We start from the raw sequence: 18,309 nt of genomic DNA, 5'->3' as shown, positions 1-18,309 counted from the left end.
TTCGTGGGGGCTAGTAGGCCAAAGAACGGTCGACGGCTTCGAGCATACGGTCGATGCCGGGCACGTAATCTTCTTCTACCTTAGAGACTGGGTAGGGCATGTGGTAGCCGCCCACGCGGATAACGGGTGCTTCAAGGTGGTAGAAACAGCGTTCGGTGATTGCCGCAGAAATATCGGAGCCCAGGCCACCAAAGGTCGGTGCCTCGTGGGCTACTACCAGGCGGCCGGTCTTCTGCACAGAGGCCTCAATGGTCGGGACATCCAGCGGGGACAGCGAGCGCAGATCCAGCACCTCAATATCGTGTCCGTCTTCGGCGGCAGCTTCTGCTGCGGCCAGGGCAACGGGCACAAGTGGCCCGTAGGTGGCGATGGTCAGTTCGGAGCCTTCCCTGACGACCTGCGCGGTAAAGGGATCAAAGTTGGCGTCAGCAAAATTGACTTCGCCCTTCATCCAATAGCGGCGTTTGGGTTCAAAGAAAATGACTGGGTCGGGGTGGGCGATTGCTGTGCGGAGCATCCAGTAGGCATCGTGCGGGTTAGATGGGGTGATGACGCGCAAGCCCGGGGTGTGGGTGAACAGGGCTTCGGGTGATTCTGAGTGATGCTCGATGGAGCCAATCATGCCGCCGTAGGGGATACGCACGGTCACGGGCACCTGGTACTGGCCGTGGGTTCGCCCGTGCATCTTGGAGAGCTGGGAGGTGATCTGGTTAAAACCGGGAAAGACAAAGCCGTCGAACTGAATTTCGGGGACGGGCCGGTAGCCGCGCAGGGCCATGCCGATGGAGGTGCCGATAATACCGGCTTCACCCAGGGGTGAGTCCATCACACGGGTAGGGCCGAAGGTCTCTTGTAGCCCCTCGGTTACGCGGTAGACGCCGCCCAGTTTTCCGATGTCTTCGCCCAGGGCTAGCACCTTGCGGTTGCTGGTCATCTCGTCGTGGAGGGCCCGGGTAATAGCCTTGGCCAGGGTGAGGGTTTCTCTTATCTGCTCGGTCATGTCTTTATTCCTCTTCGAACCCTTCGGTGTAGGCGCGGTGGAAGGCTAGGTCGTCCTCTACCTGCTGGTGGGGTTCGGTGTAGGCCCGGCTGAGGTAGGTTTCAAAGTCTGCTGGCTGGCTAGCAAGCACAAAGTCACGTACACCCCTGACCTGGGAGTCAGCAAAGTCAGTGACCTCAGTGAAGAAGGCGTCGTCCGCGTACCCGGCTGAGCGCAGGTATTTTTCGAGTCGGGTCATAGGGTCAAGCTGAGCAAAGGCGGCCTCGTCCTCGGAGGCGCGGTACTTGGTGGGGTCATCGGCGGTGGTGTGGGGGCCCAGGCGGTAGGTTTCAGCCTCAATCAGCACGGGGCCTTGTCCCGCCCTAATTTTTTGCATAGCGTAGCGGGTTGCGGCATAGACGGCGAGCACATCGTTACCGTCTACCCGGATACCTTCAAAGCCGTAGCCGGCGGCCCGGGTTGAAATGGGCACGCGGGATTGGACGCTAAAGGGTACGGAGATAGCCCACTGGTTGTTCTGCACAAAGAAAAGGACCGGGGCGTTGTAGCTGGCCGCAAAAATCATGGATTCGTGGACGTCGCCCTCGGTGCTGGAACCGTCACCAAAGTAGACAACAACCGCAGGTTTCTCGGGGTCGGTAGCCGGGTCGGTGGCTTGCCCCTGTCCGGTCTGGTACTGCCCGGTTTCGGCCTGGATTTGGGCATCGAAGTTAAGGCCCATGGCATAGCCGGTGGCATGGACAACCTGAGCGGCAAGGACCAGAGTGTAGGGGTGCACATTGTGCTTTTTAGCGTCCCAGCCCAGGGTGCCGGTGCCGGTAAAGAGCGGGGTAATTTCGGTGGGGTCAATCCCCCGCTCCAGGAGCACGCCGTGCTCGCGGTAGGAGGGGAAGATGTAGTCGTTAGGTGCCAGTGCACGGGCGGAGGCTATCTGGGCGGCCTCCTGCCCCACAGACGGAACCCAGAGAGCTAGCTGACCCTGCCGTTGCAGGGAGGTCATTTCACTGCAAAAACGGCGGGTGAGCGCCATGGTACGGTACATGTCTTTGAGATCTTCGCCGGTGAGCTCATCGGCAAAGGAGCTAAAGCTAGCGTGTGAGCTAGTAGTTCCGGTTTCATCCAGAAGTTGGATTCGCTCCGGGGTCCCCCAGGGGTTCTGGGGGCTTTTTGTTTGTGACATGCGTGTCTCCGGGTCCAGGTCTGTCTTTTTCTCTTGTTTAACCCTACGCCCGCTCTCGGCAGGGCAGGGCCTTATTTTTAGAATTTTTGACTGTTTCTTTACAAATAATGAGTTTACACAGACTCTGGCTCCTCCCCTACCCCGCAGGTTTCAGGGAGAAGCCAGCGCCGGAAAAATCCCCTTATTGGAGGGCAGGAGCTACTGAACGGTGAGGGAACTTTTCTGCAAGGGTGAGCAGGCGGGCGTTGGCCTGATCTTCACCAATGCTGACGCGTACGCCCTCACCAGCAAAAGCCCGCACCGAGAGAGCATGTGCCTCGGCCTGCTGAGCAAAGGCAGTTGTGTGTTCACCCAAGGGTAGCCAGACAAAATTAGCCCTGGTTTCGGGAACCCAGTAGCCCAGCTCTTTGAGCCCGGTCACTACTTTTTCGCGTTCAGCTACCAGGTGCTCTACCCGCTCCATGACCTCATCGGCGTGCTCGATGGAGGCGATAGCCGCCTGCTCAGCAATTGTTGTAACGGCAAAGGGGGTAGCAGCCACCCGCAGGTAGGCGGTGATATCGGGGTGGCTGATGGAGTAGCCAACGCGCAGTCCCGCTAGACCCTGTGCCTTGGAGAAGGTGCGCAGCAGCACCACATTGGGGTAGTCCCGGTAGATATCCAAGCCGTTGAGGGGCGGTTCCTGGCCCTCAGGGATTTCAGAAGCGGCACAGAACTCAAAGTAGGCCTCGTCAATAACTACCAGCAGGTCTTGAGGGACCTTACGGAGGAAGTCCCGCACCTGACTTTCAGTCACTGCCGGGCCGGTAGGGTTGTTGGGAGTACAGATGAGAATCACGCGAGTGCGGTCGGTGATAGCCGCCGCCATGGCGTCAAGGTCGTGGGCGCCGTTGGGTAGGTTGGGTACCTGGACGCTCTTAGCCCCGGCGAGACCCACACAGATGGGGTAGGCCTCAAAGGAGCGCCAAGCGTAGATGACCTCGTCCTGGGTACCGTCTTCGTTGGCACCGGCGAAAGTTGCCAGAATCTGGTTGAGCGCACCCAAGCTACCTGCTCCGGTCACGATGTCCTCGGGGTCAACCCCCAGGTACTCACCCAGGCGGGTGCGTAGGGCGGTTGACAGCGGGTCCGGGTAGCGGTGGGCAGTGTCAAAGTCAGCAAGCACCTGAGCGACAGAAGCAACCGGCCCGAAGGGATTTTCGTTGGAGGACAGCTTGAACCGTTCTAGCCCTTCCACAGTGGCAGGGGGCTTGCCGGCAGAGTACTTGGGGAGTCGAGAGAAAACGGGGCGGGGGCGCACACCGTCATTTTGAGTAATCTGAGTCATAGACCCAATTCTAACCAACCAGCGCCCCGGGGAGAACGCCCCAGCATCACAGCTGGCAGGTAGCCTTGCCTTTCTGATAGAGTTGCTTCGTCCGCGCAGGCGCGGCTGGCCTCCATAGCTCAGGGGTAGAGCATTTCCCTCGTAAAGAAAAGGTCGTCGGTTCAAATCCGACTGGGGGCTCCATAAGACGGCTAAGGGCCGCTTCCGAAAACACTCGGAAGCGGCCCTTTGTCTCTACCAGCTCGGTCAGCCCCGGCTAGCAGAAAGCTCTAAGACCGGTCCTCGTCAATGTGATGAGCCGTGCTATAGCCAATCAGATAAGCCCACATCCAGGCGCTTACCGGTACCAGAAAACACAGCGCTAACAGGCTGGTGTCATTGTCAAAAATCCACCGGTAGAACCACCAGATTCCCGCCGAAGGAACAAGTAGTAGCGCAAAGAGACGCAAGAACCCGGGTGCGTAGCCCCCCTGAGGGGTTCTGCGGGCTTGAAAACCAAAATAATTTTTCACGGTGCTTATCTTTCTTGGCTCACCTAGGGAAAACTCTAGCTACGCCACAGGCCATAGGTCTTGGCAAGTGATGATACTTTTCGGGCACGCGCCAAACGTGGCAGATAGGAACCGTCCTTGGGTACAGAATCGCCTTCGCTCTTCTGCAAAAGCTCCCGCGCCCAGGCAATTTCGTCGGCGCTCGGGGCAAGCCCCAGATTGATAGTCTCGGTCTGTGCCGGGTCCAAGGTCAGTTTACCGGTCATGCCGTGGCTGGTGGTCACCGCGCAGTCCTTAAGCAAGTCCCCGCTGTGCTTACCCACAGAAGGCCCATCAATCGGGCCTGCCAGCCCGCCCACGCGGGAGGCCAAGACCAGCTGTGACCGCGCAAAAGCCAGCGCAATCGGGTCGGCTGAAACTCCGGTGTCGCGGCGGTAGTCACCCACACCAAAAGCTAGGCGGAAGGTACCGGGAGCCTTGGCAATACGCACCACATTCACCATGCCCAGGGCGGTCTCAATCAGCGCGATGACCGGAGTACCGGCAGGGAGCATCATAGCGGTACGAGTTACGTGGTCAGGGTGTTCGGTCATAGCAAGCATGACCCCCTTGAGCCCCTCCGCACGGTTCAGCGCTTCAAGGTCTTTAGACCAGTGTTCACTGTCAATCGCGTTGATACGCACCCAGGCCGAAGCCCCCTTATTGAGCATGGCAACGATGTGCTCACGGGCAGCATCTTTGGCTTTCTCGGGGCAACCGTCCTCAAGGTCAATGATGACCGAATCTGCTTCTGATTCCAGGGCTGCTGCAATGGTCTGTTCGGTTGCATCAGCTGATACTAGAAGCCAGGATCGAGAAAGTCGGGCGGGTAAAGATGCGGCGCGTTCGTTGCGGTGGAAATTAATCACGGGATCCTCGTTAAGGTGGGTCTGACCCTCTCAAGTCTACCCCCGCAAGAGCTACCCGCTGCGGGTTCTTCCCGGCCCGCCTTAGAGTGTGAGCAAACGCCCGTCCACCATATGTAACTGGCCGGTAGCCAGCGCGGCCTGCTCGGCATCGTGGGTAATCATGAGCGTGGCAGTATTGAACTCGGCAGTGACCTGTGCCAGCAGTCGCACAATCTCTTCCGAACGCTCACTATCTAGGGCACTCGTTGGCTCATCGGCCAGCAAAAGCGCTGGCTGGCTCATCAGGGCGCGAGCAATATTGACTCGCTGACGTTGCCCACCCGAGAGCTGGTGCACCTTGCGGTGGCTGGCAGCAGAGAGCCCTACCAGATCAAGAAGGTCATGGGCCTGTGACCTAGCTGCCCGTAGCTCTGCCCCTCGAGCTCCCCCAATGCGTGCTACCAGTTCTAGCTGTTCTGCAGCGGTGAGTGAGGCAATCAGGTTGGGTTGCTGGAAGATAATGCCGATGGTGGTGCGGCGGAGTTCAGCTAGCTGGGAGTCCCGGTAGCCGGTGGTCTCTACACCGTTGATGAGGCGGCTACCGGAGGTAGGGGTGATCAGCCCCGCCGCCACAGACAGCAGGGAGGATTTACCGGAGCCAGATGCGCCGGTCAGGGCAAAGAAGTCACCCCGCTCTACCGTCAGGTTGATGCGGTCCAGGGCGCGCGCGGTCAGGGGTTTTCCGGAGCTATCAACCCCGTCGGGATAGTCAAGGGTGATATCGCGTAGCTCGAGGGCGGCGGCAGCTGCGGCTTGGGTAGGTAGAGAGCCTGGCAGTACAGAGGTCATGGGTTTACCTTTCGGGATTAGATCAGAATTAATTAGTTGCCACCCAGGGCGAGCATGGGATCAACGGTTGCTACACGCCGTAGAGCGATAAGGGCACCGCCCATGCCTAAGGCCCAGATTCCAGCTGCTGGTCCTGCAACTGTCAGGGGTGAGAGCTGGAAGGGTACAGTGCCCGAGACGAGAGCCCCTAGCGCCCAGCCAGCTAGGGCACCGCTGAGAGTTCCTAAAGCCAGAATTAGGCCAGCCTGGGCCAGGGCATCACGGGTCAGGAAAGCACGAGAAGCACCTAGCGCTCGCATGAGGGCGATATCCCGAGTGCGCTGAATGGTCCACACAGTCAGGAAGGAAACGATGACTAGGGCAGAAATACCGTAGAGGAAGCCCTGCATGGTCGTCAGTGAGCCGTGCTCTGATGAGTAGGCGGGCAGGGCCGCAAAGGCTTGCTTGGTGGTCAGTGCCTGGGTTCTGGTTGCTGTGGCCGTGGCATCTACATGGCTAGCGCCCTGAACTGCTAGCACTGTTCCCAGTACGGCATCTGGCCCTGTGGTTGGGTTCTGGTGGGTGAGCTTCTGCCAGGTGCTGGTGGTGATCCAGCCTGCGGGGGTGTGGGAGTAGTAGGTGTCTTCAGCGATACCTGTCACAGTGAGTTCGGTACCATTCACGCTCACGGTATCACCCACCCCTGCACCTAGGTCGTGGGCCTGGCTCAGGGGGAGGACGATCTGGTCATCAGCTGCTTCAGAGCCCTCATGCAAGGGAGCGGTGGAGGCGGGCAGCTGAGAACCCTGGGGGGTGGCGATGAGGGTCATGGGTGCGGCTCCTTTGCCCTCAACCTTAGCCGTCAGGAAGCCCACCGGGGTAACCCTGTCTGCCTCTTCCTGCCATTGCTGGGTGAGACTGGTAGTCACACTGGAGTCAGTGAAAGAAGCCTTAGCTCCGGCTGTATCGGAGGCGAAAATAAACCGGTCGGCCCCCATTTTTTGGAGGGCATCGGTGTTTTGTCGCCCCAGCCCCCCGGTCAGCCCCGTCAGCATAACCAGGAGCAGGGTAATGAGGGTGACCGTTGCCCCAATAAGGGTAAATCGGCCCTTAGCAAAGAGGATATCGCGCCAGCCAACAAACATGAGATTTTACCTTTCAGAAGACAATCCCCGTATCAGGGGCTATATCTATCTGACCAGTTCACCGACCCTTACTACATCGGGGTAAGGGTTGAACCTATAATCAACCGTTTGGACGATAGCGGGGGAAGCGAGGTGAGGCTCTGAGAGGGCTAGACTGGTTGGGGTAAGACTTGCTTAGTTCAGTAAGGATGCTCGTGCCCCTTGCCCCACCCGCCTCCGCTGCCTCCGCTGCCTCTGGCGGTAGCAGGCAGACGTTACTGGTGCTCACTACTCTGAGAGTGAGCTTGCACGTCATGTTCGCTTTCCTACTCATTTTTGGTGCTGTTTTGGCTCTAGTGGGCAGCGTCTACCAGCCCCGCCACACCGCTATCGGGGTCCTGACACTTACCCTGGGGGGTATCTACCTGGCAGGTACGGTCTATGAGAAGCGGCGCGGCCTACCTCAGCGGTTGAGGCTGGCAGGTTTTCCCTTGGCCTCCGGTGGTACTTTGCCTTTTAGCCCGGCTCATCTCTGGTTGCTTGTCATTACAGGTTTGTGGCTGGCGCTGATGTGTTTGGATAGCTCGTTTACCTGGGCTGTTTTCCCCGTCATGTTCCTCTACCTGCACCTCTTGCGACCTCTAGCCGGGGTGCTGGCTACCGGTGCGCTGTGCCTTCTGGCGGTTGCTTTGCCTTTGGTGGGCCCTGCCGGGTTCGGCCTGGCTCGTTTACGGGCTGAGGGTCTGGCTCCGGGGTACCTGGTAGGCCCTACGCTGGGGGCTATCTTGGCTGTAGTTATCTCTTTTACCTACCGGGCACTGAGACAGGATGCAGCCCACCAGTTTCGGCTAGCTGAGCAGCTCAGGGCGGTGCAGGCCGAGCTGGCTCAACAGCAGTACCGGGCTGGAAAGATTGCTGAGCGCGAGCGCCTTGCCCGGGAAATACACGATACTTTGGCCCAGGGGCTATCGTCGATTGTGCTGGTGTCCCGTGCGGCCTCAAATGCCTTGGAATCAGGTGATACTGCGCTGGGGAGGGAACGATTGCAGGTAATTGAGCAGAGCGCGTCCACTAACCTGGCAGAAGCCCGCCGTTTTATTCATGACTTAGCTTCGCCCGCGCTGGATAGTTCTGTGGTAGGTGCTTTGAGCTCTTTGGTCGCTTCGACGCAGGCCACTCAGCAGGCGGCGGGTCTTGACTTCCGGTGCTCTTTGACCGTTGATGGTGATGAGTCTGCGGTGAACCGGTTGCCTGAGCCGATTGCCTCTACCCTGGTGCGGGTAGCCCAGGGTGCGTTGGCGAATGTTGCTGCCCATTCTCAGGCCAGTCAGGCGGTGATGACGCTCAGCCTGTGGCCGGGTGAGGTGGCACTGGATGTGTGCGATAACGGGGTTGGTTTTGACGTTCGTGCGCTCTCACCGGTAACGGATAAGGCTGAGGTTGCCCTAGCGGAGGGTAGCACCGGCTATGGGTTGATCTCTCTGACTGCCCGGGTAGACCAGGTGGGTGGGACCCTGAATATTGAAAGTTCTCCTGGCGCTGGTACCGCCTTGTCTGTCCGTCTACCGGTAGAGGGTGTACTGGCTGCCCCGGCTTCTGGAGGTAACTATGACTGTTAAGGTTGTGCTGGTCGATGATCACCCGGTAGTCAGGGCTGGTTTGGGTGCCTTGTTTGCCGGGTTTAGCGACATCGAGGTAGTGGCAGAAGCCTCCGATGGGGGTCAGGCTGTTTCGGTTGTACAGGAGCTAACCGTACGGGGCGAGGCCCCCGATGCGGTGGTGATGGACCTTCAGATGAAACCTATGGGCGGGGTGGAGGCGACTCGTCTGCTGGCGGCTATGGGGGGTCCTCCAGTGCTGGTGCTGACTACCTTTGATACGCAGGCCGATATTGTGGCAGCTGTTGAGGCCGGCGCTCTGGGCTATTTGCTCAAGGACGCCCCGCCAGAGCAGGTGCATACGGCTGTACTAGCTACGGCGCAGGGCCAGAGGACGCTCTCGCCCGAGGTCATGGCGGCGCTGGTGGACCGGATGCAACGGCCTACTGTAACTCTTTCAGCGCGGGAAACTGAGCTTCTTGAGCTTGTTTCTACCGGTGCAACCAACAAGGAGCTTGCGCAGAAGCTCTTTATTTCGCAGTCCACGGTAAAGACACACCTGGTGCATATTTTCACCAAGTTGGGTGTGGATAACCGCACGGCCGCTGTGGCGGCGGCACGCGCGCAGAACCTCATCTAGTTGTATGGTGCGGGTGTGGTAGCTCCCGTGTAAGGAGGAAGGCCTGCTTTGTGCCCCGCCAACTGGCTCGGGGTTGGCCTTCTAGGGCCTTGGCGGGCACAAAGCAGGCCGGGGTGGATACCTTCTCGGGCAGAAGCCTAAGACTTCTGCTTGTTCCAGGGAATGACAACAGGGGTGTCAGCTGGAGCGGGTGCTGGCTTCTGGTCTTGCTTCCAGCTGGCCCCAAAGCGGCGGTCTTTAAAGCGCTGGACGGGGACCTCAACCATGAGGTAAATCAGTACACCCGCGAGAAGGCCGGGGGGCACCAGAAGAGCAACCTGGGCCAGAAGGGGCAGGTCCTGCAGGTGGCCTTCGATTGCTTTGAACAGCACATCGTGTACCAGGTAGATACTGTAGCTCGACAGGCCAATGAGTTGCAGGGGCCGCCAGGCTAAGAAGCGGTGGATAGCCGCGCCCAGGGGCTGGCGGGAAGCTACCAGCCCCCAGAGCATAATGGTGGAAGCTGACCAGGCCTGGAGCGAGTAGCGCACGGTTTCGCGGAAGGTTGTATCGCGGATGACCAGGGTCATCAGGTAGACCCCTATGGCGGTGAAGAAGACCCAGTTACGGCCCAGGAGCGGGATAGTGTACCCGTCTCGTGTCAGGCCCCCGGAAGGCATGTAGTGCTTGCCTGCTAGGTGGCGTCCTCGGACCATTTCATCGTCGCTGTATCGGTGGTACCAGAGGGCGGTGAGCATGCCGATAGCGATTGCTTCAAGGCGGGTATCGGTGCCGAAGTAGATGCGGTCGCTGCTGGCACCGGCGTCGAACAGTGCCCACCGTGACAGGGCCGAGTACAAGATAAGGGATAGGCCCAGCATCGTCAGGGCCTTCCGGTAGTTGCGCCAGCGCACCATGAATAGCCAGAGGATGGCAAAAACCAGGTAGAACTGCTCCTCGATGGAGAGCGACCACATCACGTGGCTACCGGGTAGCACGGTGATGTGTGAGTCCAGGTAGCGCAGGTTGAAGAAGAAGAAAACCTGGCCCAGCACGTCAAGGGGGTCAAGGGTTCCGCCGAGCGCCCAGTAGACGATGGTGGGCAGGACTATGACGAGGATAAGGGGAGGGGCAATTTTGAGGAAGCGGCGGATGTAGAAGCCCGATACATCGAATTTGCCGGTTTTGTCGCGTTCTCGAAGAAGCAGGTAGGTGATGATGAAGCCTGAAATGGCAAAGAAGATGGTTACCCCGGAGCCGCCCGGCACAAATTTTAGCCCTGCGTGTGAAAAGACCACGAGTAGCACCGCAAAGGCGCGCATGGCGTCTATGTGGGCGTAGCGGTTCATAGGCTTACTTCTCCCCTAAAAGCGTGTGTGATTGTGCCTTCTTTAAGCGTAATTGCACGCGCGCTAACTTTACCTGTACTTTGGTCTTCTTAATAGGTACGGTTTAGGGGATATTTACGCGGTCTTGGCGACAAATCCCGGAGTGTAAAAAAGTTCTCCCCTGTCAGAAGCTAAGAGGCTGTTTGTTGTGCTTCACAGCGTGCCTGCTCTAGGTAGGTTTCTGCATCGCTAATGTGCTGTTTGACGGTGTCGATCCGGCGGGCGATGCTCTCAGTTCGGGTGCATCCGTTCAGGCAGTCACCGGCGCAACGGGTCATGGCTAGGGCCTCAGCGGTAAGGGCCAGTGCGTTGCCTGCTCGGGAGAGCGCGCGGTGCAGATCGGAATATACGCCGGTGGGTGAGGCGGGTATGTCCTGGGAGTCGCTGGGAGCTAGCCGGTGCGCTTCGGCGGCAACGGTTCGAACCCTGGGGAGCAGGTCAGCTAGCTCGTTGGCAAGCGGCACGATTTCTTCGAGTGTGGGGCCTACTGGGACGCGCTCGAGGATCTGGTGAAAGCGGTCAAGCCCTCGGACGAACCGGTCGTGGGTTCTGCGCCAGAGGCCTTGCCCAAGCTCAGCGTCGTCACGACGGCTTTGCAAGAAGTCTTTGATGCCCATTGCTTGGCCCTTTCTTACCGGTTCCTACTTTCTTAGGTTACCCTAATTTCTTCGCCTGCTGGTCACCAGCCTATGCAGGGAGGCCGCTACCCCAACTTTTGGTGGGGTAACGGCCTCTGGGCTACTTGTTAGCAGCAGCGGGCACCGGGGTTACGGTCCAACCCGTCGGTGTATTCCCGCCAGAACTGGCGTTCGGTCATGGGCTCCTGGTGGCAACCGGTTGCTCTGTGGTGGGCTAGGTACTTTTGGTACTTGTCAGCGCCCATCACTCCCCCGGCAAACCAGCGAGCCCGTGAGAGAAAATACCGTATCTTCTGCATGGCTCTCCTAGTGGCCGCTGTGGCTTGCTGAGCCGCTGATCTGGTCGGGGTACTTCTCGTAGAAGGCCTTCCATTCCTTTTCCAGTTCACGCTCGGCCGGGGTGGCGAAGAGGCCAGCCGGTGCGTAGATGGTGGACTGGACATAGGGGTTCTCGTGGCTCTTCTGGGCGTGACCGTTTTTGGCCTTGAATACCTCCAGGACGGCGGCAATCACCACGATCAGGGTCAGCACCACGAAGAGAATGGAGAGTGTGCCCTGCACGAAAGTGTTGCGCACAACGGCTTCCATTGCTTCCACGTTCTTTGCCGCGCCGAGGGAGGTTTCACCGGCGGCTAGGGCCTCCTTGAAGCGGTTGTGATTAGCCCAGTAGCCCACTGCGGGGTTGGTGGAGAAGATCTTCTGGTAAGAGCCGACCACGGTAACCAACAGGTCGAAGGCCAGAGGCAGGGCGATAATCCAGAGGTACTTGAAACGGCCCTTGTTAGCGGCTATCGCTAGGCAGACAGCTAGGGCACAGGCAGCCAGGAGCTGGTTGGCGATACCGAAGAGCGGGTAGAAGGTGTTAATGCCACCCAAGGGGTCGGTTACACCCAGAATCAAGATGGATCCCCAACCTGCCACCATAAGAGCGGTGGTAATCCAGGCACCTGCCCGCCAGTTGTGGTCGCGGAACTTGGGGAAGAAGTTCCCCAGGGTATCAGACAGCATGAAGCGGGCAACACGGGTACCGGCATCCACAGCGGTCAGAATGAAGAGAGCCTCAAACATGATGGCGAAGTGGTACCAGAAGCTAGTCAGTTCGAACCAGGGGAGCATCTTGCCCAGAATGAATGCCATGCCCACGGCCAGGGTAGGTGCGCCACCCGTGCGGGAGACGATGGAATGCTCGCCCACCGCATCAGCTGTACCCTGTAGTAGCTCGGGTGTGACCTGCACACCGGTTAGACCCAGTGAGTTCACAAAGAGAGCTGCCGATTCTACAGTGCCGCCTGTGGCACCTGCTGAGGAATTCATGGCGAAGTAGATACCACGGTCAATGGTGACAGCTGCAACCAGGGCCATGATAGCGACAAAGGACTCCATGAGCATGCCGCCGTAACCGATAAAGCGGGTCTGGCGTTCTTTTTCAACCATCTTGGGGGTGGTACCCGAAGCGATGAGCGCGTGGAAACCGGAGAGCGCACCGCAGGCAATGGTGACAAAGAGGAAGGGGAAGAGGGAGCCTGACCACACCGGGCCGTCTGATCGGGAGGCGAACTCGCTGACGGCGGGTACGGTAATTTCGGGGCGGACCACGATGATACCCACGGCCAAGAGCACGATGGTGCCGACCTTCATGAAGGTGGAGAGGTAGTCGCGGGGTGCCAGCAGGAGCCAGACGGGCAGAACAGCGGCGATGAAGCCGTAGATGATGACACACCAGGCCAGGGTGACCCGGTCAAGGTGCAGGTATTGGGCGCCCCATTCGGTGTGGCTGACCCAGCCGCCGCTGATAATAGCGGCCATGAGCAGGACGAAGCCGATAATTGAGATCTCACCGACCTTGCCGGGGCGAATGTAGCGCAGGTAGACACCCATGAAGAGGGCGATAGGGATGGTCATGCCCACGGAGAATACGCCCCAGGGGGATTCACCCAAGGCGTTGACAACCACCAGCGCCAAGATGGCGGTAATGATGATCATGATGGCCAGGGTTGCCAGAATCGCGGCGTAACCACCAATGGTGCCAAGCTCTTCCTTGGCCATCTGGCCTAGGGAGCGTCCACCGCGGCGCATTGAGAAGAAGAGAACCAGGTAGTCCTGGACTGCACCGGCCAAGATAACGCCGACGATAATCCAGATGGTTCCGGGCAGGAAGCCCATCTGGGCGGCTAGGACGGGGCCAACCAGGGGGCCTGCGCCGGCAATTGCGGCGAAGTGGTGCCCGTAGAGTACGCGGCGGTCGGTGGCGGCGTAGTCTTTACCGTCAGCATCGTACTCTGCGGGGGTTGCCCGGCGGTCATCGGGCTGAGCCAGTTTGGCTTCAATGAACCGGGCGTAGAAACGGTAGGCGATCAGGTAGCTACAGACGGCGGCGAAGACGAACCAGATAGCGTTCACGGTTTCGCCACGGAAGATAGCGATCATGGACCAACTGACTGCGCCAAGCAGAGTAATCAGTGCCCAGATAGCGATGGTTTTGGGGGTCCAGGTGCGGTGTTCTTGCTCTAGGACCTCGGGGTCTATGTAGGCTTGCGGGCGTTCCTGCTCCGCAGTTGAAGAACTCTGTTGTGTCATGGGCTCACTCCAGTGTGATCGTGCGTGTTCCGCCAGTTTTAATGCGGTGTGCGTGCTCACACTATACCGGGCTTTGGGTTATAGGTCACATTGCTTCGCTCATGTGACATTTGGTTTAGAGCGCACCTACCTGTAACCCCTCTTTAGTCATGCGCTGATGCGTCAGGGACCAGGAGAATTTTACCCCGGTGAGCCCCGGATTCGAGACGGGCATGGGCTTGGGCGGCCTGCTCCAAGGGGAAAACAGAGTCGGTATGAAGGCTGATGGCGCCGCTCTCGATTAGGGGCCAGACAAGTCTGTGCACACCGTCCACAATGCGCGCCTTATCGTCGGCACTTCGTGAGCGCAGGGAGGTGGCATGCAGGCTCAGCCGCCGCGGTAGCATGTAGCCCAGGTTCAGTTCACCTTTAGCGCCGCCCTGAAGTCCAATCACCGCGAGGGAACCGTCCAGGGCCAGGGTTTTGATGTTTTCTTCGAGGTAGCTACCGCCCACCACATCGAGAATGTAGTTGGCCCCGCGTTCTTCGGTTGCCTGCCGCACGATCTGGCGGAAGTTCTCGGTGCGGTAGTTAATGGGGTGGGCACCGAGGCTCTGAACATAGTCGCACTTTTCGTCGGTGCCAGCGGTTGCGAAAACCGTGAGGCCCAGCGCCTGGGCTAGTTCAATGGCGTGGGTGCCGATTCCACCGGTACCCCCGTGAATGAGCAGACTGGCCCCTTGATTGGTTTGGGGGCTGGTGCCTACCCCGAGGGTGAGCACCAGGTTGGAGTAGACCGTTGCGGCTACCTCTATCAGGCCGGCGGCATCGCCTAAGCTGACCCCGGCAGGTAGGGGCAGAGTGTGTGCTAGGTCCACCGCGACGTATTGGGCGTAGCCACCTCCTGCAAGCAGGGCAACTCTTGGTTCCCCGACGAGGGCCGTATCCACTCCGGGTCCGACCGCTTCGATGACACCAGATACCTCTAGTCCGTAGATGGAGCTTGCCCCTGGCGGTGGCGGGTAGAAGCCGCGACGTTGGGCAAGATCGGCCTGGTTAATGCCCGCTGCAGCGACTTTGAGGAGGACCTGGCCCGGCCCTGGCTCAGGAACCGGCACCTGGCTGACGCACAGAACCTCGGGGCTTCCGTGCTCAGATTCAACAATGGCTTGCATGCTCTCCCCCTTTTTTTTCTTCCTGTCCCTAGGCAGGCGGTTCAGCTAAATCGTGCGGTGGGTATTGCCTGACCTTACTACCCTAGCGAGAGCAAGGGCACAGAAACTAGTATTTTGCTTTATGCTCCAGCCTGTGTAACATGGGATGAGTGCTTTGAGCACATTTGGATGGTTGTCCGAGCGGCCGAAGGAGCTGGTCTTGAAAACCAGTAGGCGGCAACCCCGCCTCAAGGGTTCAAATCCCTTACCATCCGCACCTAGCCCATCTTATGTATCTTACGTGAGATGGGCTTTATCTTTAACAGACGGTAAGGAACGGTATGACCAACTACCCCAATCATCAGGTATACACCAAGAGCCCCCAGCAGGTTGAGGCCGACAAAGCAGCTCAGACTTCTACGATTCTTGGCATCGCTGGCCTCATAATATTCGGCTTTATTTTAGGGCCGCTGGCAATTTGGCAGGCTAAAAAGGCAGAATCCCTGGGCAGCGCTGCCACTATTGGCAAGGTCACCGGCTGGATTGCTCTTATCTACAACGTACTGGGGTTTATAGCCCTGGTTGGCTTAGTCCTCCTAGCAATGACCGCTAACTCATCTACCGGCTACTAAAGCTTACGTTTTGACCAAGCTTCTTTTTGTCGCTAGACTGGTCTAAGCTGTGGTGCTGAGCCAGGTTGACGGGTTAAGCTGAGCAGCGTTAGGAGACGTGCCAGAGCGGCCGAATGGACTTCACTGCTAATGAAGGGTCGGGGTTAAACTCGACCGGGGGTTCAAATCCCCCCGTCTCCGCTCTAAAGCCCGCCTACTCGATGAGTAGGCGGGCTTTTTCGTGTTTGCTCCCCCCCTAGTCACGGGGCCTCTGGTTTAGAAGCTAACGCAGTGGATCAGCTGAGCTTCACCGTCCACCAGCTGCCCCCAGTCCCCTTGGACCTGGAATACAGCCAAAGTGGCCGGGGCAAATCCGTAGGAGGCATCCATGAGGGCCTCGTAGTCGGAGTCGGGCCGGGCCAGTTGCAGGGTTGCGTCCTGCACACCGGGTAGGTGGGCAATTAGCATCAGCGAATGCACGGCCTCGGGAGTGCGGTTAATAGTGGTCAGTAGCTGGGAGGCAGGCGCGTTATAGAGGCGCTCATCCAGGCTAGCTGTGGGCGCCTTCTCCCCCAGCGCTTCGGAAACCCAGGTGGTGGTCTGCCGGGTACGCAGGGCGGCTGAGCTGACCATCATCTCGGGGATTAGGCCCTGCTCTACCAGCCAGGCACCGGCCCGCGGGGCTTGGGAGTGGCCACGCCGGGTCAGGGGGCGGTTGAAATCATCCAGCCCCCAATCAGCCTCGGCGTGGCGCATGATGATGAGGGTGCGGGCATCGTGGCGGGGCAGAGCAAAATCGGTCATACACCTATCCTAGTCGCGGTTGCCCAAGAAGCCTCTGAGTAAGTAGATAGTCTCCTGGGGCTTCTCCGAATGAACCCAGTGGCCCGCTCCCCTAATCACAGAGCGCCGTACCAGGGGGAAGAGCCGGCGCATAGGCTCAAAGTCTGCTGGGGTGATGTAGGGGGAATTGCCACCGGCGATCCAGAGCACCGGGCCCTTGTACTGCTGTTCTGTTCCCGGCCAACCCATAATCTGCGCTAGGTGCTCACGGAGCATGACCAGGTTGGGCTCCCAGCTGTTGCCGCTCTTGGACATTTTTAGGTTTTGGAGCAGGAAGGCTCTCACTCCTGCTGCAGGAACGGTGCGGGCCAGGTCAGTATCGGCCTGTCCCCTGGTGGTGTAGGTGTCGATGGGTAGAGCCAGCATACTGTCCATGAGCACCTCGAAGCTACCCTTGGACTCACCGGGGGCGATATCAATAACGACCAGCTTGCTGACCAGGTGCGGGTGTCTCAGGGCAAGGAGCATAGCAATTTTTCCGCCCATGGAGTGCCCCATGACGACCACCGGCTCACCGGCGGCATACTCGGCTACAGCTTGGGCGGCCAGGTCAGCCATCTGCCGGTAGTCAAAGCTATCGGTCCAGTAGCTTGAGCCGTGGTTGGGTAAATCAAGGAGCAGGGTTTGTACACCCTCTCCCAGGTTTTTGGCGATAGCGGTAAAGTTCTTTCCCCGCCCCAAAAGGCCGTGCAGAAAGACGGTTTTGAGGGGGCCTGAACCGATGACGGTGGTCGCAAGAACAGAAGCAGTCATACCCTCTACTTTAACCCCATCGGGCGGCACACCCGGCACCACCACAAACGGTAAGGCCACCCCCGCTCGGTGCAAGGGTGGCCTTACCCTTATAAAGGGTTCTGGGCTGAGCTGGGCTCAGCTGGCAAATCCGTTTAGATGGAGTACTCGGGTGCGGCCCAGACAACGACCTCGGGGTGCTCGTAGAAGCGATAGCCCTGGCCACGTACGGTGCGTACGGTGTTGGAGAGACGACCCAGCTTGGAACGCAGACGGCGGATATGAACGTCGATAGTGCGCTCGTTGGGGACTTCCTCGGCATCTCGCCACAGGCTGGTCAGTAGTTCTTCGCGGGCGACGGTGCGCTGGCCGTTTTCTACCAGGTAGTTGAGGAGCTCAAATTCCTTGTAGGTCAGGTTGAGCATCTCACCGTCCAGGTAAACTTCACGGCGGGAAAGGTCAATGAGTACACCGACGGAGTGGGTGGGCTTTGAGTCATCGGCCGTGTGGTGGCTAGTGTGCTGGCCAACTTCGGGCTGGTAGTGCACCGCGGTGGGGTCGCCTAGAGCATTGCGAACCACTTCGAGGTCGCTCCCCTGCGCATCGGAGGGGGCTAGGGCAACGGCGGCATAAGATTCAGCGCCGGGGACCTGGTTCTGCACGTAGACGCGGGTGTCCTGAACGATGCGGACCAGTGAGGTGCCCTGCGCTGCAGCGGCTTCCTCACTTAGGCCAACGTAAATCACGAAGCCACGGGCCTCATTTTCTTGAGCTACTGCTCGCTGGGGTTCTGGCTTGTAGGTCATGGGGCGAAGATTAGCTGGCTGCTGCCTGATTGCTCGGCCTTGATTCGGTGCGCCCTGCTGGCGCTGTGCGGCAGAACGATTGCGTTGCGATATGTGAACATATCCCGGTGCGCCTGACATTTGCCTACCTTCTCCCTGTGTATCGAGCATTCTAGTGTGTGGCTCAGCTAGACTGCACATCCCGTGCGTGAGGGAGTTGTCGCTGTCTAGCTTTAATCGTTGTCCGAATTTGTAATTAAAGCAAGGAACATTCAGATAAATTTTTAACTAATCTACCCGTATTCACAGGGAAAGGGCCTTGTTCAGGGACCTGCGAGCACCAATTTATACCCTGAGTTCTCAATAAGATCGATGCGGAAAGGCCTCTCTATCCCATAAGCCGCTAGTCACAGAATCCAGCGCTCAGGGGGTGGGGACAGCTCAGGCAGGTCAGCGATTCTTTGCAGAACCAAGCCAACCTGCCTGATTAATATGTGAGAACTAGGGGCGGTACCTTGGCCCGTAGGCCAACTGTTCTTACTATCGCG

At 58.9% G+C, this 18,309-nt stretch carries 18 protein-coding genes and 3 tRNA genes; 6 read left to right on the top strand and 15 right to left on the bottom strand.

The features are described 5' to 3' along the window. Positions 1-10: 10 nt before the first annotated feature. The 3 genes from ACN08V_RS01035 to ACN08V_RS01025 form a co-directional block, all read right to left on the bottom strand. Positions 11-1,000 (bottom strand): alpha-ketoacid dehydrogenase subunit beta, encoded by a 990-nt coding sequence (locus ACN08V_RS01035; RefSeq protein WP_419099078.1) that lies wholly within the window; start codon positions 998-1,000, stop codon positions 11-13. Between the two features lie 4 nt (positions 1,001-1,004). Next, positions 1,005-2,180 (bottom strand): thiamine pyrophosphate-dependent enzyme, encoded by a 1,176-nt coding sequence (locus ACN08V_RS01030; RefSeq protein ID WP_419104208.1) that lies wholly within the window; start codon positions 2,178-2,180, stop codon positions 1,005-1,007. Between the two features lie 181 nt (positions 2,181-2,361). After that, positions 2,362-3,507 (bottom strand): histidinol-phosphate transaminase, encoded by a 1,146-nt coding sequence (locus ACN08V_RS01025; protein ID WP_419104207.1) that lies wholly within the window; start codon positions 3,505-3,507, stop codon positions 2,362-2,364. Between the two features lie 108 nt (positions 3,508-3,615). Between ACN08V_RS01025 and ACN08V_RS01020 the strand changes: the two genes are divergently transcribed. Further along, positions 3,616-3,690 (top strand) — tRNA-Thr (locus tag ACN08V_RS01020). Between the two features lie 86 nt (positions 3,691-3,776). Here ACN08V_RS01020 and ACN08V_RS01015 read toward each other — a convergent pair. From ACN08V_RS01015 to ACN08V_RS01000, 4 genes are all read right to left on the bottom strand, one after another. Then, the gene (locus tag ACN08V_RS01015; protein ID WP_419099075.1) at positions 3,777-4,019 is read right to left on the bottom strand and encodes a hypothetical protein; all 243 of its coding nucleotides are present in this window, start codon (positions 4,017-4,019) and stop codon (positions 3,777-3,779) included. Between the two features lie 35 nt (positions 4,020-4,054). Next, positions 4,055-4,906, bottom strand: coding sequence for an HpcH/HpaI aldolase/citrate lyase family protein (locus tag ACN08V_RS01010; RefSeq protein WP_419099074.1), 852 nt, complete (start codon positions 4,904-4,906; stop codon positions 4,055-4,057). A gap of 81 nt (positions 4,907-4,987) precedes the next feature. Continuing rightward, positions 4,988-5,734, bottom strand: a complete 747-nt coding sequence (locus tag ACN08V_RS01005; protein WP_419099073.1) for an ABC transporter ATP-binding protein — start codon at positions 5,732-5,734, stop codon at positions 4,988-4,990. Between the two features lie 32 nt (positions 5,735-5,766). Further along, positions 5,767-6,858 carry an ABC transporter permease gene (locus ACN08V_RS01000; RefSeq protein WP_419104206.1) on the bottom strand — a complete coding sequence of 364 codons (1,092 nt, stop codon included), beginning with the start codon at positions 6,856-6,858 and terminating at the stop codon, positions 5,767-5,769. A gap of 194 nt (positions 6,859-7,052) precedes the next feature. On the opposite strand from ACN08V_RS01000, the gene ACN08V_RS00995 reads away from it, so the two are divergent. Both ACN08V_RS00995 and ACN08V_RS00990 read left to right on the top strand, forming a co-directional pair. After that, positions 7,053-8,456 carry a sensor histidine kinase gene (locus tag ACN08V_RS00995; RefSeq protein WP_419104205.1) on the top strand — a complete coding sequence of 468 codons (1,404 nt, stop codon included), beginning with the start codon at positions 7,053-7,055 and terminating at the stop codon, positions 8,454-8,456. Beyond that, positions 8,446-9,075 (top strand): response regulator, encoded by a 630-nt coding sequence (locus ACN08V_RS00990; RefSeq protein ID WP_419104204.1) that lies wholly within the window; start codon positions 8,446-8,448, stop codon positions 9,073-9,075. The genes ACN08V_RS00995 and ACN08V_RS00990 overlap by 11 nt, the downstream gene beginning before the upstream one ends. 137 nt (positions 9,076-9,212) lie before the next feature. Here ACN08V_RS00990 and ACN08V_RS00985 read toward each other — a convergent pair whose 3' ends face one another. The 5 genes from ACN08V_RS00985 to ACN08V_RS00965 all read right to left on the bottom strand — a co-directional run bounded on the left by ACN08V_RS00985 (position 9,213) and on the right by ACN08V_RS00965 (position 14,811). Then, a complete protein-coding gene (locus ACN08V_RS00985; RefSeq protein ID WP_419104203.1) occupies positions 9,213-10,403 on the bottom strand; it encodes an acyltransferase family protein in 1,191 nt (396 codons plus the stop codon). 170 nt (positions 10,404-10,573) lie between these two features. Further along, complete coding sequence (locus ACN08V_RS00980; RefSeq protein ID WP_419099068.1) at positions 10,574-11,059, bottom strand: dehydrogenase; 486 nt, start codon at positions 11,057-11,059, stop codon at positions 10,574-10,576. A 128-nt stretch (positions 11,060-11,187) separates the two neighbouring features. Further along, the gene (locus ACN08V_RS00975; RefSeq protein WP_419099067.1) at positions 11,188-11,379 is read right to left on the bottom strand and encodes a YbdD/YjiX family protein; all 192 of its coding nucleotides are present in this window, start codon (positions 11,377-11,379) and stop codon (positions 11,188-11,190) included. 7 nt (positions 11,380-11,386) lie between these two features. Continuing rightward, entirely contained in the window at positions 11,387-13,657 is a 2,271-nt protein-coding gene (locus tag ACN08V_RS00970; RefSeq protein ID WP_419104202.1) for a carbon starvation CstA family protein, read from the bottom strand. A 143-nt stretch (positions 13,658-13,800) separates the two neighbouring features. Next, the gene (locus ACN08V_RS00965; RefSeq protein WP_419104201.1) at positions 13,801-14,811 is read right to left on the bottom strand and encodes an NAD(P)H-quinone oxidoreductase; all 1,011 of its coding nucleotides are present in this window, start codon (positions 14,809-14,811) and stop codon (positions 13,801-13,803) included. 166 nt (positions 14,812-14,977) lie between these two features. On the opposite strand from ACN08V_RS00965, the gene ACN08V_RS00960 reads away from it, so the two are divergent. The 3 genes from ACN08V_RS00960 to ACN08V_RS00950 all read left to right on the top strand — a co-directional run bounded on the left by ACN08V_RS00960 (position 14,978) and on the right by ACN08V_RS00950 (position 15,602). Next, positions 14,978-15,065 (top strand) — tRNA-Ser (locus ACN08V_RS00960). A gap of 66 nt (positions 15,066-15,131) precedes the next feature. Beyond that, on the top strand, positions 15,132-15,422 hold the full coding sequence (locus tag ACN08V_RS00955; protein WP_419104200.1) for a hypothetical protein: 291 nt from the start codon (positions 15,132-15,134) through the stop codon (positions 15,420-15,422). Positions 15,423-15,513: 91 nt separating this feature from the next. Beyond that, a tRNA-Ser gene (locus ACN08V_RS00950) sits at positions 15,514-15,602 on the top strand. Positions 15,603-15,677: 75 nt separating this feature from the next. Here ACN08V_RS00950 and ACN08V_RS00945 read toward each other — a convergent pair. The 3 genes from ACN08V_RS00945 to ACN08V_RS00935 all read right to left on the bottom strand — a co-directional run bounded on the left by ACN08V_RS00945 (position 15,678) and on the right by ACN08V_RS00935 (position 17,902). Then, positions 15,678-16,205 (bottom strand): SixA phosphatase family protein, encoded by a 528-nt coding sequence (locus tag ACN08V_RS00945; protein ID WP_419104199.1) that lies wholly within the window; start codon positions 16,203-16,205, stop codon positions 15,678-15,680. A gap of 9 nt (positions 16,206-16,214) precedes the next feature. Next, entirely contained in the window at positions 16,215-16,997 is a 783-nt protein-coding gene (locus tag ACN08V_RS00940) for an alpha/beta fold hydrolase (protein WP_419099063.1), read from the bottom strand. 134 nt (positions 16,998-17,131) lie between these two features. Beyond that, entirely contained in the window at positions 17,132-17,902 is a 771-nt protein-coding gene (locus ACN08V_RS00935; protein WP_419104198.1) for a winged helix-turn-helix domain-containing protein, read from the bottom strand. Positions 17,903-18,309 lie beyond the last annotated feature (407 nt).

This window comes from Rothia sp. P5766, assembly GCF_048513555.1.
GTDB lineage: Bacteria > Actinomycetota > Actinomycetes > Actinomycetales > Micrococcaceae > Rothia.
This window is presented reverse-complemented; position numbering and strand designations above follow the sequence as displayed.

Excerpts from the sequence above, each read along its gene's own strand:
- ACN08V_RS01005 (WP_419099073.1), bottom strand. The coding sequence starts at position 5,734 with ATGACCTCTGTACTGCCAGGCTCTCTACCTACCCAAGCCGCAGCTGCC.
- ACN08V_RS00955 (WP_419104200.1), top strand. The coding sequence starts at position 15,132 with ATGACCAACTACCCCAATCATCAGGTATACACCAAGAGCCCCCAGCAG.
- ACN08V_RS00990 (WP_419104204.1), top strand. The coding sequence starts at position 8,446 with ATGACTGTTAAGGTTGTGCTGGTCGATGATCACCCGGTAGTCAGGGCT.
- ACN08V_RS01030 (WP_419104208.1), bottom strand. The coding sequence starts at position 2,180 with ATGTCACAAACAAAAAGCCCCCAGAACCCCTGGGGGACCCCGGAGCGA.
- ACN08V_RS01025 (WP_419104207.1), bottom strand. The coding sequence starts at position 3,507 with ATGACTCAGATTACTCAAAATGACGGTGTGCGCCCCCGCCCCGTTTTC.
- ACN08V_RS00975 (WP_419099067.1), bottom strand. The coding sequence starts at position 11,379 with ATGCAGAAGATACGGTATTTTCTCTCACGGGCTCGCTGGTTTGCCGGG.
- ACN08V_RS00980 (WP_419099068.1), bottom strand. The coding sequence starts at position 11,059 with ATGGGCATCAAAGACTTCTTGCAAAGCCGTCGTGACGACGCTGAGCTT.
- ACN08V_RS00970 (WP_419104202.1), bottom strand. The coding sequence starts at position 13,657 with ATGACACAACAGAGTTCTTCAACTGCGGAGCAGGAACGCCCGCAAGCC.
- ACN08V_RS00985 (WP_419104203.1), bottom strand. The coding sequence starts at position 10,403 with ATGAACCGCTACGCCCACATAGACGCCATGCGCGCCTTTGCGGTGCTA.
- ACN08V_RS00935 (WP_419104198.1), bottom strand. The coding sequence starts at position 17,902 with ATGTCAGGCGCACCGGGATATGTTCACATATCGCAACGCAATCGTTCT.
- ACN08V_RS01035 (WP_419099078.1), bottom strand. The coding sequence starts at position 1,000 with ATGACCGAGCAGATAAGAGAAACCCTCACCCTGGCCAAGGCTATTACC.
- ACN08V_RS00965 (WP_419104201.1), bottom strand. The coding sequence starts at position 14,811 with ATGCAAGCCATTGTTGAATCTGAGCACGGAAGCCCCGAGGTTCTGTGC.
- ACN08V_RS00945 (WP_419104199.1), bottom strand. The coding sequence starts at position 16,205 with ATGACCGATTTTGCTCTGCCCCGCCACGATGCCCGCACCCTCATCATC.
- ACN08V_RS01000 (WP_419104206.1), bottom strand. The coding sequence starts at position 6,858 with ATGTTTGTTGGCTGGCGCGATATCCTCTTTGCTAAGGGCCGATTTACC.
- ACN08V_RS00940 (WP_419099063.1), bottom strand. The coding sequence starts at position 16,997 with ATGACTGCTTCTGTTCTTGCGACCACCGTCATCGGTTCAGGCCCCCTC.